The sequence below is a fragment of the uncultured Thalassospira sp. genome (assembly GCF_963976115.1).
Classification (GTDB): domain Bacteria; phylum Pseudomonadota; class Alphaproteobacteria; order Rhodospirillales; family Thalassospiraceae; genus Thalassospira.
In genome coordinates this window covers 306,149-318,997 of sequence record NZ_CAXBJJ010000006.1, presented here as the reverse complement: position 1 = coordinate 318,997, position 12,849 = coordinate 306,149, and the positions used below count along the sequence as shown (strand labels likewise).

At 53.0% G+C, this 12,849-nt stretch carries 12 protein-coding genes; 5 read left to right on the top strand and 7 right to left on the bottom strand.

The features are described 5' to 3' along the window. The first annotated feature begins 48 nt into the window (after positions 1 to 48). The 5 genes from dctP to AAC086_RS09915 are packed head-to-tail and all read left to right on the top strand — an operon-like array spanning position 49 to position 4,261. A complete protein-coding gene (gene dctP / locus AAC086_RS09935) occupies positions 49 to 1,062 on the top strand; it encodes a TRAP transporter substrate-binding protein DctP (protein WP_339778343.1) in 1,014 nt (337 codons plus the stop codon). 27 nt (positions 1,063 to 1,089) lie between these two features. Next, entirely contained in the window at positions 1,090 to 1,605 is a 516-nt protein-coding gene (locus AAC086_RS09930) for a TRAP transporter small permease (RefSeq protein ID WP_339778341.1), read from the top strand. Between the two features lie 18 nt (positions 1,606 to 1,623). Beyond that, positions 1,624 to 2,904, top strand: a complete 1,281-nt coding sequence (locus AAC086_RS09925) for a TRAP transporter large permease (protein WP_339778339.1) — start codon at positions 1,624 to 1,626, stop codon at positions 2,902 to 2,904. 17 nt (positions 2,905 to 2,921) lie between these two features. Beyond that, positions 2,922 to 3,275 carry a hypothetical protein gene (locus AAC086_RS09920; RefSeq protein ID WP_339778337.1) on the top strand — a complete coding sequence of 118 codons (354 nt, stop codon included), beginning with the start codon at positions 2,922 to 2,924 and terminating at the stop codon, positions 3,273 to 3,275. Continuing rightward, on the top strand, positions 3,272 to 4,261 hold the full coding sequence (locus AAC086_RS09915; protein WP_339778335.1) for an alpha/beta fold hydrolase: 990 nt from the start codon (positions 3,272 to 3,274) through the stop codon (positions 4,259 to 4,261). Before AAC086_RS09920 ends, AAC086_RS09915 begins: the two co-directional genes overlap by 4 nt. 133 nt (positions 4,262 to 4,394) lie before the next feature. On the opposite strand, the gene AAC086_RS09910 is transcribed toward AAC086_RS09915, so the two are convergent. The 7 genes from AAC086_RS09910 to odhB all read right to left on the bottom strand — a co-directional run bounded on the left by AAC086_RS09910 (position 4,395) and on the right by odhB (position 12,817). Then, complete coding sequence (locus AAC086_RS09910) at positions 4,395 to 6,935, bottom strand: DEAD/DEAH box helicase family protein (protein ID WP_339778333.1); 2,541 nt, start codon at positions 6,933 to 6,935, stop codon at positions 4,395 to 4,397. Further along, positions 6,928 to 8,577 carry an Eco57I restriction-modification methylase domain-containing protein gene (locus AAC086_RS09905; protein WP_339778331.1) on the bottom strand — a complete coding sequence of 550 codons (1,650 nt, stop codon included), beginning with the start codon at positions 8,575 to 8,577 and terminating at the stop codon, positions 6,928 to 6,930. The genes AAC086_RS09910 and AAC086_RS09905 overlap by 8 nt, the downstream gene beginning before the upstream one ends. Further along, positions 8,574 to 9,257: a DNA methyltransferase gene (locus AAC086_RS09900; protein WP_339778330.1), complete on the bottom strand. Its 684-nt coding sequence runs from the start codon at positions 9,255 to 9,257 to the stop codon at positions 8,574 to 8,576. The genes AAC086_RS09905 and AAC086_RS09900 overlap by 4 nt, the downstream gene beginning before the upstream one ends. 19 nt (positions 9,258 to 9,276) lie before the next feature. Then, on the bottom strand, positions 9,277 to 9,645 hold the full coding sequence (locus tag AAC086_RS09895; protein ID WP_339778329.1) for a type II toxin-antitoxin system RelE/ParE family toxin: 369 nt from the start codon (positions 9,643 to 9,645) through the stop codon (positions 9,277 to 9,279). A gap of 3 nt (positions 9,646 to 9,648) precedes the next feature. Next, the gene (locus AAC086_RS09890) at positions 9,649 to 9,933 is read right to left on the bottom strand and encodes a type II toxin-antitoxin system ParD family antitoxin (protein ID WP_339778327.1); all 285 of its coding nucleotides are present in this window, start codon (positions 9,931 to 9,933) and stop codon (positions 9,649 to 9,651) included. Between the two features lie 173 nt (positions 9,934 to 10,106). Beyond that, positions 10,107 to 11,513 carry a dihydrolipoyl dehydrogenase gene (gene lpdA, locus AAC086_RS09885; RefSeq protein WP_339778325.1) on the bottom strand — a complete coding sequence of 469 codons (1,407 nt, stop codon included), beginning with the start codon at positions 11,511 to 11,513 and terminating at the stop codon, positions 10,107 to 10,109. A gap of 23 nt (positions 11,514 to 11,536) precedes the next feature. After that, positions 11,537 to 12,817, bottom strand: a complete 1,281-nt coding sequence (odhB, locus tag AAC086_RS09880) for a 2-oxoglutarate dehydrogenase complex dihydrolipoyllysine-residue succinyltransferase (protein ID WP_339778323.1) — start codon at positions 12,815 to 12,817, stop codon at positions 11,537 to 11,539. Positions 12,818 to 12,849 lie beyond the last annotated feature (32 nt).

The following is a 12,849-nucleotide window of genomic DNA, read 5'->3' as shown; positions in this document are numbered from 1 at the left end:
TCATGTGGCTAAAAATCAACAATAGCCACATCAGGAGGGAACAGATTAATGAAGATTTCAGCACTTTTTACCGCTGCCGCGCTGATTGGCGCGACATTGCTGCCACAGGCACATGCCGCCGAATATACCATTGATGTGTCGCTTGATACGTCACCCAACCATGTGCGGAACGTGTCATTTCGTAAATTCGCCGAAGCCCTGAACGAAAAGTCGGGCGGGCGGCTTGAAATGCGGGTGTTTGACTCGGCTTCGAAATACAAGGGGCCGATGGTGGCAACGGCGGTGGCGCAAGGTGCCATTGATATGGCCGCCCCGGCACATCAGCATCTTTCCAAATATGTTCCGGAAGCCGGGATGTTGTTGTTGCCGATGTTTTACGGGCAAAGCAAGGATGTCATTTACAAGATTGTCGATGGTGACATTGGCAAGGAGTTGAACCAGCGGATTGAAGACAAGCTGGGTGTAGTTGTACTGGGTCGTCCGTTTGATCTTGGCTATGGTACCGCTTTTACCACCGATGTTCCGATTAAATCGCCTGACGACTTCAAGGACAAGATTGTTCGTGTTCCGGGCGGTGCGGCAACATTGGCGCGCTATCGTGTGTTTGGCTCAAATCCCGTTCAAATTGCCTGGTCTGATGTGCCACAGGCATTGCAGACCGATGTGGTTTCGGCCATTTGGGCAACGCAGGAATCGGTTGCCAGCTCGAAATTGTGGGATGCAGGCATCAAATACGCCTATGAAGACAAGCAGGCCTTTATTGAATATGTGCCAATTATGAGCCAGGCTGCATGGTCGAAATTGCCGGAAGATTTACAAAATCTGATGCGCGACACCTGGGAAAACATGGTTGACCAGGTGCGTGATGTTGCCGCCCAGGCCCAGATTGACGCCCGTAAAACCAATGCCGAACATGGTATTGAAACCATTGATGCCAAGCCAGAAGATTTGGCCGCAATGCGTGAGAAACTGATGAAGGCCCAACCCGAAATCGTTGATGAACTTGACATGGACAAGGATTTCATCGCCCGGGCACAAGCCGCGATTGCCGCCGCACAGTAAATTCCTGAACCGGGTACGGAGCAGAACGTGAACATTCTTAATTTCGTATACCGGGTCTCGAACGTTCTTAAATGTGTTGAGAAATTCCTGATCGGGATAATGGCCATTATGGCGATTATCCTGATCGTGGGAGAGACGGTTCTTCGCTATCTGGCACCGGCCTATTTGCCGGATTGGGGGGCGGAGGTGACGGTCTATCTGGTGGGCTGGGCGACGATGTTAAGTCTGCCTTCGCTTGCCGCACAGGATAAACACGTTCGTGCTGACCTGGTGGTTGACCTGTTTTCTCGCAGAATGCGCAAGGTGCTTGAAATCCTTGTTTTGCTGGTCGGAATTGTTTTTTGCGCGATCATCCTCAAGGCAGGGATCGATGTGGTGCAATTTGGCCTGCGGTTCGGTGAAATCAGTGACAGTTCGCTGAGCTTTCCGATGTGGATTTTTTATCTTGCTGTGCCATTTGGCTACGGATTTTCGCTGCTGCGTTATGTGATGCTTTTGATCACCCGCCTGAGCGAAAGCCGGTCGTCCTCGTTGACGAGCTGATTAACGGACAAATTTCTTATGATTATCTGGTTAATGCTGGCGCTGTTCTTTGTGATGCTGCTGGCCGGGGTCCCTATTTACCTTGTTCTTGGCTCTCTTGCTGTTATCGGCTGGCTGGTTGACGGCGTGCCGCTGATCTCGCTGGCGCAGCAGTTTGCCAATGAAATGAATTCGCAGACCCTGGTTGCGGTGCCGCTGTTTGTGATTGCTGCCACCTTTATGGAACGCGGCGGTATTACCCGGGCGCTGATTAATTTTGCCAGCACCATTGCCGGGCGAAATCGTGGCGGTCTGGCGATTGTATGCGTTATTGCGACAACGTTTTTTGCCGCGATTTGCGGGTCATCGGTGGCAACGGCCATGGCCATGGGCACGGCCCTTATCCCGACCATGGCAAGCCGTAAATATCCGGCCAGCTTTTCGGTTGGTACGGTGGGCGCTGCCGGAACTTTGGGTATTCTTATTCCGCCCAGTTTGCCATTGCTGATTTACGGCCTGATTGCCGAGGCATCGGTTCCCCGTCTGTTTTTGGCTGGCGTGATCCCTGGTTTGCTTCAGGGTGCGTTGTTTGTTGCCTATATCATCTGGTATTCGCGCAAAAACAAATTGCCGCTTGAAGATGACATGAGCTGGGCCGAGGTGATGAAATGTTGCCGTGATGCCGTTCCGGCCCTGTTTATTCCGCTTGTGGTATTAGGCGGTATTTACACCGGGTTCGTGACCGTTTCCGAGGCCGCCGGGGTTGCTGCCTTTGCCGCAATCATCGTGAGCGTGTTTGTCTATCGTGAAGTACCGCTGCGCGACATTCCCGATGTTCTGTCCGAAGGGATCCGCCAGACTGCTGTCATTATTGTTATCATTCTGTCGGCCCTGGCTTTTGGTCACTGGTTGACCAGTGCCGGTGTGACCCGTTCGATTGCGACAATGGTAACCGAATGGGGCCTGAATGCCTGGCAATTCCTGCTTTTGGCAAACGCGATCATGTTTGTCCTGGGTATGTTCCTCGAGGTGATTTCGGTCATTCTGATTTTTGTCCCGCTGGTCCTGCCGATTATCGGCCATCTGGGGATTGATCCGGTTCATTTCGGTCTGGTGGTTGTCCTTAATATGGAACTGGCCCTGCTCACACCGCCGGTGGGTCTTAATCTTTTTATCCTCAAGAACATTTCAGGGGAACGAATGGCAACTGTCATTCGCGGGACCCTGCCTTTTGTCCTGATCCTGATGTTTTTGCTTCTGATTGTGACCTTCGTGCCGCAGATCAGCCTGTGGCTGCCTGAGCTGGCTTATGGTCGTTAACTGGAAAAATCCGCGATATGCCAATATTGACCGTCACTGTTAGTCCTGAACTGGTTGAAAAAGTCAGCCTTGATGCCACGAATACCGCCGAAAATTTATTGGCGATTATTCATAAACATCTCGCACCGCGTCCTGGCACGGAACAAATCATGTTTGTACCGGCATTTGGCGCGGTAACCGGGTGTGCCTTGCTGGTCCGAATGGATCACCGCGCCTCTGAAAGCCGCCCGGCCCCTGTTAGAAAGGCCTGTGCGGATGCGATTTGTCGCTATCTTGCCGAAAAGTTCGATACATCTGTCCGTGTGCGGCTGATTGCGCTGAACCCTGATGATATTGCCGCGTCGGATATTGGGGCAGAGACACAATCATGAATGTACCTGTTGCAAAAATAACGCCCCGAAATGTTGTGGTTTCCGAAATCAGCAGTTTTCACATTGGTGGGGAAACCGTTGAGCTCAGCGACCAGCCCCGGTTTGTTATGCGCGTTGCGGGCGAGGGTATGTCGCGCGAGGTGGACCTGAACGGATCCTATGTGACCGGTCAGTTGTATGCCAACTGTGTCACACTTGCCGAACCGCGCCATGAGGCCCCGGTTATGTTTTGGCATGGCGGAGCGATGACCGGCGTGACCTGGGAAACCACCCCCGACGGGCGTCCGGGGTGGCAGTGGCTGTTTTTACAGGCGGGTTACAATGTGATTGTGACCGATGCCGTTGAACGCGGACGGGCATCATGGTCGCCCTATCCGCAAATTTATGACACCGGGCCGGTTTTTCGCACCAAGGAAGAAGCCTGGAGCATGTATCGGGTTGGGGCGCGTGCATCCTATGATGACCGTATTCCCTATGCCGGGCAGCGTTTCCCGGTTGCGGGGTTTGATGCCCTGGCATCCCAGTTGGTGCCACGTTGGACGACACATGACGAAATGACGCTGGCCGCCTATCAGGCGGCGTTGGAAAAGGTTGGCCCGGTTCATTTGGTCGCCCATAGCCAGGGGGGCTGGTTTGCCCTGAATATGGTGAAACGGGTGCCGCATCTGGTGCGATCTGTTGTGGTTATTGAACCCGCCGGTGCGCCGCGCCTGACGCCGGAAGATGTCGCCCGCATTGGTGATATTCCGCATATGTTTATGTGGGGCGATTTTATCGACGACGTGCCGTCGTGGAAAAAATATCGCACGGCGACCGATCAGTACCGTCAGGTTCTGTCAGATGCCGGAAAACAAACGACGGAAATGGACCTTCCCAGGATGGGCATCCGGGGTAACAGCCATGTTCCCATGATGGATGATAACAGCGCGGAAATTGCCGCGATGGTTGTTGACTGGATGGCCGAGGCCGCAAAGGCGTCAACATAATCGTCTCTTTTTGCATTTTGCCTTGTTTGAAAAGGGGGATACGATTTTGGTCGTATTCCCCCTTTTTTGTGGGCCAATCTGCTAGGGGTATCATCACAATCAGACATCTGCTGCTAAGCTTGAGTCATATCTGTTATTCCCGAGCTACAACTGTATCGTAAAGTCCGTAGTGTGACAGGCCCTCGTGACTTTCAATACCCGTGTAACGTAGCGACGCATCCTCATAACGGCGGAATGCAAAGACGGCTTCGTTCATACGCTCGGTGTTAAAAACCTTAAGGCGGACAAGCAGATGGAAGTCGGCGACCGTTAGGCCTGTAACGGCATGAAACAGGTCCGGTTCCAGCTTGGTGATCACGTCCCGGAGTGTATTTTCGCGGAAGTCCGTCAGATACATGAAGGCAGGAATTCTTGTCGCGAATTTTATCAGCTTTTCCTGAACGAGCTTTCGTTTTGATTTGTATTCCTTTTCCTCGTCCGTCAGTTCTTTCTTTTCTTTGGCGGATAATTCGCCACCCTGTGCTTTGTCCTTGAGAGCTTTGACTTTGTCGCTCTTGTTGATGATGGTTTCGATGATCTTATCACCCAGCGCACGCCAACCTTCTATGCGTTCAACTGCGGACATCGCTTCGGGAGTATCCATAATCCGGCGCAAGGTATCGTTGTCAACGTTGACCAGCAGCGAGCTTTCCCACTTGCGCGCCAGCAATGTTGCCGACGTGCCTGCCATCGCGATGTCGAGAATACCGCCTGCGTCGATTTGGGTCATGTTCGCGCCGTCGTAGGCCAGTACCGGCAGGAAGGATACCAGATCCTTTACTGCATTTTCCGGGTTCGATTCATTGGGTGAAAGGCCTATCCCGTATTCCGAAAGCTGCCGTAAGGCGCGCGTTGGCGCAAAGTCGAAAACGAAACAGACGGGTTTCAGGATTTCCTCTTCGTTAGGGTTGTCGCCGTTCGGGTTCTTGATGGACCAAGGTGATTGGACCCTGAACGCAGCCTGAAAATAGGTTTCTGGTGACTTCAGATTGCGAAGCATCAGAATGGATGTCCACTGTTTTACCGTGACTCCCGTGGTGAGCTTGCCGCATGAGAGGGTAATTGTCTTGGTGTCGAACCCGCTTCCAATGGCTTTGCGCACGGGCGGCAGGGCGTCAAGACCGATCCCTGCCGACGCACCGGCGGCAACGGCGATATCGTATTCGCGCCAAAAGGTGTTGTGCTTCTCAGTGAGGAGTTTTGCCATTGCATGGCACGCCGCCACATTGGGCAGGAACCAGAAGGAATGCTGCAGATAGGGCAGCAAGCGAACGTCTGAATATGGAAACGGAGGCCTGGTGCCTGTCTTAAGGCTCTCAACAGCTTTTGCTGCGTACTGCCCCCGGATGATGTCCAGCCACTTCTGAACGTCGTTTTTGTGCTTGAATTGCGCCGCGTCGCCTGTGCCGTTGGCAGCAAAAAACTCGTTGAGATCGAACTCGTCGAATTCACCTGCGCTCGCGACTGCTACAAGTTCGTCGGGCATCTGGTAGGTCAACAGACGCATTTGTGGCAGTGCGCCATAAGGGTTCCATTCGCCGGGGTTCTTGGCGACAAAACCGGCCTTGGCACGCTGTTCGTCTGTATAGGTCCAGTTGAAGATTTGTTCTTCGATAAACTCACCCGTCGCCAATGCCTTGAACGGCGTGCCGGAGAGATAAAGATAGGCCTTGGTGGTGATGGGAAGGAACTCGGTTTCCTTCTGCGACAGAACGTTCAGATCCTCGTTTACCCCATCCAGATCAGTGGCGTATTCAAGCTTGGTTTCTTTCTTAAAGACCGCTTCATCTTCGCCCTCGAACAGTTCCTTGGCAGTCTCACGCCACGCGCCGAAATGATACTCATCAAACACCACGAGGTCCCAGTTTTCTTTATGGAGCCACGCGTTTTTCGCCTTGATGTTTCCAGCCGTGTCACGGCCAAGCAGGTCCTGAAAAGAACCGAAATAAACAACAGGCTTGTTGCGATCAATCTGTGTCGGGTCGCCACCCGATGATTTTGATAGGTATTGCCAACCGTCAAAATCCACATGGCTTTCAAGGTCCGTCTGCCATGCATCCTCGACTGCCGGTTTGAAGGTGACGACTAGAACCCGCTTCGCGCCAAGCTTTTTGGCCAGTTGGTAGGAGGTGAACGTCTTGCCAAAGCGCATTTTCGCGTTCCAGAGGAATCGCGGAACCGCATGCATGTCTTCCGCCCAACGCGAATGAAAATAGGCATGCGTGACGTTAACCGCTTCTGCCTGCTCTCGACGCATGGAAAATGTTTGATGATGCGTTCCGCTGAACTTCTTCCCAGTGCGCAGTTCGGTAAGCACGGTACGTACGTCCGCAACTGAGCATCGCATCCATTCCAGTTCAATGTTTTGGAAGCCCTTCCGGATCAGAGTAGCGCGCACTTCTCGATCGCTAAACACGGTTCCGTCGTCACGCTCCGCCGGTTCGTCCAATTCGATCTGATAGTTCTTTATAGCAGCGGTCTTGACCTGCTCGGCGATCCGCTGTTTCACATCGCGTGTCGTTTGTCCGACCTTCAGAAGACCAGCGTGTGCTTCATCCGCAATCGAATAAGCGTAGATGCGTGGTCGGGCTTCAGGTTTGGGGGCGAGGATTTCCTTGATGGAGTGCTTATTCATCTTCGTCCACCAAGATTTCACCGAACAAGTCACTCTTCAAATCCATAGGGCGAACAATTTTCTCGATGAAAGCTATTTCTTCGGCGTTTAGATTATATTTTGCGTAAAGGTCCGCATCCGTCCAACGTTTTTTCCAGCTCTGGACAGGGACAAACGTATACACTTTGCGTGTTGTATCTTGAGAGGGCTTATGAAGCAGAACTAGAAGACGTGTCAGGCGGCATGACAGATATGATAAAGCATTTTCGGCATCTTCTTGGGTTTCAAAAGGGGAGATACATAGATAGGTTTCGGAAGAAATCGTGCCGGGTCCTGCAACGAATGGCGTGCTGATGATGCGGTGGGGATAGGTGTCTCTGTTTCCTGTGCCAGGTGCGGCGCGACCAACAAATATCTTCCACGTATCGATCACACCGCTACCTGTGGAGATCGAATTCCGAGCTACATAGCCTATACCGCCGTTTTGGTAGATAGTGAGGTCGTCGTCACTACGCTTTTTGGCCGTTCCTTTAAATTTTGTCTCAAGCCCAAAAGGTTTCCGCGAACTAACTAGCCGATCAAAACGTAGATCATCTGGTAATGACAAGATCGTGTCTTGCCCTGTTTCTTGGGCAATGACCTTGCGAAGAATTGATACGCCTTCATTGAATCGGATGAAAATATCCGTACCTTTCTCCAGAAGTGGGCGTGTTGTCTCTGATATGGGCCAGTCTTTGAAATGGGTGGCGACGCGGCAAGGCCCTAGGTTCTCGTTATCCCAAAGAAAATAACAAACGCCACCTTTCAAGCCCACACCTGGGAAAACATCTGCGGCGCTGAGATAATCGTCAATCGAACGCAAACGATTATCAGATAGCATCGACTCTCGAAAATCATCGAGACCTTTCCCGCCAGAGAACCAGCGGGACGGTATAACCATTGTCAAATATCGCGGCTCAAGATTTTTGGCCTGCTCAACGAACTTCTGGTAGATTGGGGCTGCACTTGTTCCATGTCCGCCGTCGTTCAATTGATAAGGCGGGTTTCCAATGATTACGTCGAAATGCATGTCGCCTCCGAAGAGCTCGGCGATCCGAGACTTGATGTTGTCGGTATGAATGAATGCGTAAGCGTGAGTCTCGAGGTCATCTCCTCGGTCGAGCGATGCTTGGCTTGCGCCGCAAAATTTGCATTTGCCTTCCGCCCACTTGTGCTCGGTACGTTCAAACCAAATATTTCCGGCGTCGTTCTTGAAACTTCTTGCAACAGAGTGCTCACCGTTGGCGTGTTTCGAGCAATAGAGGCTACGGCGCGCGAGCAAGCTGGTAAGATGGGTGATGCCAATACCGAACACCTGCTGGTTTAGAATGTGGTCGACGCGATCCTGCAGGTCCGGTATCTCGTCTTTCAAGCCCTCCGTCAGCCGCTTGGTGATTTCTCGTAAAAACACGCCGCTCTTGGTGAATGGGTCGAGGAACCGCACCTTCTTGTCAGTCCAGAGGTTCTCGCCGTTGTGGTCAGCTGCCCATGCTTCGGTCAAGGTGTCGAGCATCTGGTTGGCAAATTCGGGAGGTGTGAATACCTCGTCGTTCGACAGATTCGCGATGCAGGTCAGTACATCCGGGTTTCTGCCACGCAAGGTAAAGCTGGCTTGCAGACTCATTTGGCTTCCTCCGGTACATTTTCGTAGGCAGCTGCCAGTGTGTTCACCGTCATTGTTGGGTAGGTCCTGATCGGTTTGAAGATTTCATGTTTGCCAAGATGAGCGAACAGGGTGCCTTCGGCGCTGAAAGCGGATGATCCGGTGAGCACATCGAGGCGGAAATCACGCCGCTGGAACTTTCCTTTGCCAAGATAGCCCCATTCGGCGAATGAAATTGGTTCGCCATCATGCGTTTTCATGGTTAGCGCATCACCCTGAACAAGGTTGATTGATAGCACCGCCAATGCAGCACGGTAGAGGTTATCTGACGGATTCAGTCTTAGATAATCTGCAAAAATTTCAATGAGGTTGACGCGGCATTCGATCATGTTGTCAGCTAGAAGTTCGATGCCATAGATGCACATTAGTCCGAGAAGCGCATAGTGGTTCTTTTCAAAATCGGATTTTCCGCACTTGATTTCGACGGCGGCAAGCTTCCGTTGCAGGACATGAACCAGAAAATTACCGCTGCCACAGGCAGGTTCCAGAAAGCGGGAGTCGATGCGTTCGGACTCATCCTTAACAAGGTCGAGCATCGCCTCAACCAGCCAAGTTGGCGTAAATACTTCCCCGTGGTCCGCGACGCGCTCCTTTGATCTGATTAACCGTTGGGCGGCTTTTTGCTCGTTTAGTTGCGCCATTGTCGTCTCTTTTTCTCGTTCATGTCTTGTGATTCGTAGCAACTTCAAAGTGGCGACTTGGTTCCATCCGGTCATGCAGGATGCGGATGATCTCAACGATGCTCGGTTCGGTGGTGCGGTAGAAAGTTACATGTACCGGATTGCTGATCGGGGCGGCGTTGCTTTCGGTGCGGCTATGATGGATGTGGAAGCTTCGAACGTTAGGGTGTAATTCCGGTCTTGCCGATGTTGCACCGCCTTCGGGGTTTTTGGCGATCCTGCGGAGTGCCGCCAGAAGTAAGGCGGCGTAACGGTTGCGTGCGTCCTGCCCGTGTTGGCGCGTACTTTCATCGAGAAGGGCGTTGATGTCGGTTCTGGCCGACATCGTAAGCCTGTACTGCGCTGCCAAGGATCAGGCTCCGGCAGGTTTGCTGGTGGTTTTTCCAGGGTGGGCGAGCCAGCCTTCAAGGTCCACATCGTCCATATCTTTGTAATCGCCGTTCTCAAGATCGGCAATGCCGTCATGAATGCTTTTGCGCAGCAGTTCCAGTTTCAACTCGTCCTCTTTCCAGCGTTGCTGCAATCCGCGCACGGCATCGCGCATGGCTTCGCTGGCATTCTGGTATTTTCCGGCCTTGACCATCTTTTCAACGAAGGCATCCTGATCGTCGGTCAAATTGACATTTCTGGTTGGCATGTCGAAACTCCATTCAATTACTAAATATTATCGTCATTGGCAAAGATTGCCAATAATTGTTTCGGACATGCAGATCAGATGACGCGGGACTGGAGGCAGGGACCAGACGACAAAAAACGGCCGCCCCAAAAGGAGCGGCCGTTGACCTGTCACACACCCGAAAGGGATGTGAATTACATGTGGATGGCACGGCCATCGGCAGCCATGGCGGCTTCTTTAACCGATTCACCCAGTGCCGGGTGGGCATGGCAGGTGCGCGCAATATCTTCGGCAGACGCGCCATATTCCATCGCCAGAACCACTTCGGCAATCAGGTCGCCAGCAGCGGGGCCGACAATATGGCAACCGACGACGCGGTGCGTTTTTTTGTCTTCCAGGATTTTGACGAAACCTTCGGTGCTTTCCATGGCCTTGGCACGGCCATTGGCGGTGAAGGGGAATTTGCCAACCGAATAGTCGACACCTTCGTCCTTAAGCTGTTCTTCGGTTTTGCCAACCGCAGCAATTTCGGGCCAGGTGTAAACAACGCCGGGGACTTTGCCGTAATCGACATGGCCAGCTTCGCCCGCGATCATTTCAGCAAGAGCCACGCCGTCTTCTTCGGCTTTATGGGCCAGCATCGGGCCGATAATGGCATCGCCAATGGCAAAAACGCCCTGAATGTTGGTCTGGAAATATTCGTCGGTCTTAACGCGACCACGATCATCCAGCTCAACACCAATTTTATCAAGGCCAAGACCGGTGATAAACGGACGACGCCCAATGGCGACCAGAACAACGTCCGCCTTGATTTCTTCGGCATCCCCCCCCTTTGAGGGCTCAACCGAGAGCTTGACGCCGCCCTTGGCTGTTTTCGCACCGGTCACTTTGTGACCCAGTTTGAAATTCAGCCCCTGTTTGGCGAAAATGCGCTGGGTCTGTTTGGCCAATTCGTCATCCATACCGGGCAGGATACGGTCAAGATATTCAATAACCGTCACTTCCGACCCCAGACGACGCCAGACCGAACCCAGTTCGAGGCCGATAACACCAGCACCGATCACAACCAGTTTTTTGGGAACAGACGACAGTTCCAAAGCACCGGTGGAGGAAACAATCTGCTTTTCATCGATTGCAACGCCGGGCAGCGGGGTAACTTCCGAGCCGGTGGCAATGACGATGTTTTTAGCGCTCAGGGTTTCTTCGCCGCCATCAAGCAGGGCAACCTTAACCTCGGTTGCCGAGACGATTTCGCCTGCACCCTTGACATAGGTAACCTTGTTTTTCTTGAACAGGAATTCGATGCCCTTGACGTTGGAATCAACAACCTTGTCCTTGCGGGCCATCATCTTTTCAAGATTGACCTTCGGGGTGTTGATGTCGATGCCATGGATGTCGAAATGCTTGTCGGCTTCTTCAAACAGGTGCGAAGAATGCAGCAATGCCTTTGACGGAATGCACCCGACATTCAGGCAGGTGCCGCCCAGGGTGCCGCGTTTTTCAACGCAGGCAACCTTGAGACCAAGCTGTGCGGCGCGGATGGCGCATACATAACCGCCAGGTCCGCCGCCGATCACGACAATGTCGTAGTTCTCGCTCATGAGTAAGTGATCCTTTTGTCTGATCAGATGTCGAGCAGGATGCGTTCCGGGTTCTCGATGCATTCCTTGACGCGGACGAGGAACGAAACAGCTTCGCGACCGTCAATCACACGGTGATCGTAAGACAGTGCCAGATACATCATCGGACGGATTTCAACCTTGCCATCAATGGCAACCGGGCGCATCTGGGTTTTGTGCATGCCCAGAATACCGGACTGCGGCGCATTGAGGATCGGCGATGACAGCAGGGAGCCGAAAACACCACCGTTGGAGATGGTGAAGGAACCGCCGGTCATTTCGTCCATGCCAAGCTTGCCGTCACGTGCACGCTTGCCAAAATCGACAATGGTGCTTTCCAGATCGGCAAAGGTTTTCTTTTCAGCCGAACGGATCACTGGAACCACAAGACCCTGCGGGGTGCCAACGGCAACGCCGATGTCGCAGTAGTTTTTGTAGATGAAAGAATCGCCGTCGATTTCGGCATTCACCGCCGGCCATTCGTTCAGCGCAGTGGTGCAGGCCTTGATGAAGAAGGACATGAAACCAAGTTTCACACCGTGTTTCTTTTCAAAGCCGTCTTTGTATTTGTTACGGCACGCCAGAAGGTTGGTCATGTCGACTTCGTTATAGGTCGTCAACATGGCGGCGGTGTTCTGGGCTTCTTTCAAGCGGCGCGCGATGGTCTGGCGCAGCTTGGACATTTTGACGCGTTCTTCGTCGTCCCGCAGGTTACGTTGCGGTTTCGGACCTGCCGGTGCTGCCGGGGCCGCTGCTGCGGCGCGCGGAGCCGGTTTGCCACCTTCAAGGTAATCGAGAACGTCGCCCTTGGTCAGGCGGCCATCTTTGCCCGATGCCGGGATTTTCGCGGCATCAAGGTTGTTGTCTTCGACCAGCTTGCGCACAGCCGGGGCCAGCGGGTGGTCGGTATTGGCGGACTGGGTTGCCGGTGCGCTTGCCGCCGCCGGAGCCGCCGGTTTGGCTTCTTCCTTGGGGGCCGGAGCAGCTTCTTCTTTGGCCGGAGCCTTGGCTTCCGCCGGAGCTTCTTCCCTGGCGGCCGTACCTGCAGCGCCTTCGGTGATCATGGCGATCAGCGCGCCAACTTCAACTTCGTCACCTTCGCCAACAACCAGTTCGGCAATTGCGCCAGCAACCGGAGAGTTGACTTCAACCGTTACTTTGTCGGTTTCAAGTTCAACAATCGGTTCGTCAGCAGCAACAGTGTCACCGACTTTTTTGTACCATTTGGCAATGGTGGCTTCGCTAACAGATTCGCCCAACGCGGGAACTTTAACTTCAGTCGCCATTTTTTCCTCGACCGTTTTTAAAAAGGCAGTGT

What these genes read in the sequence shown, in the direction of transcription:
- dctP (WP_339778343.1), top strand. Translation starts at nt 49, where the DNA reads ATGAAGATTTCAGCACTTTTTACCGCTGCCGCGCTGATTGGCGCGACA.
- AAC086_RS09925 (WP_339778339.1), top strand. Translation starts at nt 1,624, where the DNA reads ATGATTATCTGGTTAATGCTGGCGCTGTTCTTTGTGATGCTGCTGGCC.
- AAC086_RS09920 (WP_339778337.1), top strand. Translation starts at nt 2,922, where the DNA reads ATGCCAATATTGACCGTCACTGTTAGTCCTGAACTGGTTGAAAAAGTC.
- AAC086_RS09915 (WP_339778335.1), top strand. Translation starts at nt 3,272, where the DNA reads ATGAATGTACCTGTTGCAAAAATAACGCCCCGAAATGTTGTGGTTTCC.
- AAC086_RS09910 (WP_339778333.1), bottom strand. Translation starts at nt 6,935, where the DNA reads ATGAATAAGCACTCCATCAAGGAAATCCTCGCCCCCAAACCTGAAGCC.
- AAC086_RS09905 (WP_339778331.1), bottom strand. Translation starts at nt 8,577, where the DNA reads ATGAGTCTGCAAGCCAGCTTTACCTTGCGTGGCAGAAACCCGGATGTA.
- AAC086_RS09900 (WP_339778330.1), bottom strand. Translation starts at nt 9,257, where the DNA reads ATGGCGCAACTAAACGAGCAAAAAGCCGCCCAACGGTTAATCAGATCA.
- AAC086_RS09890 (WP_339778327.1), bottom strand. Translation starts at nt 9,933, where the DNA reads ATGCCAACCAGAAATGTCAATTTGACCGACGATCAGGATGCCTTCGTT.
- lpdA (WP_339778325.1), bottom strand. Translation starts at nt 11,513, where the DNA reads ATGAGCGAGAACTACGACATTGTCGTGATCGGCGGCGGACCTGGCGGT.
- odhB (WP_339778323.1), bottom strand. Translation starts at nt 12,817, where the DNA reads ATGGCGACTGAAGTTAAAGTTCCCGCGTTGGGCGAATCTGTTAGCGAA.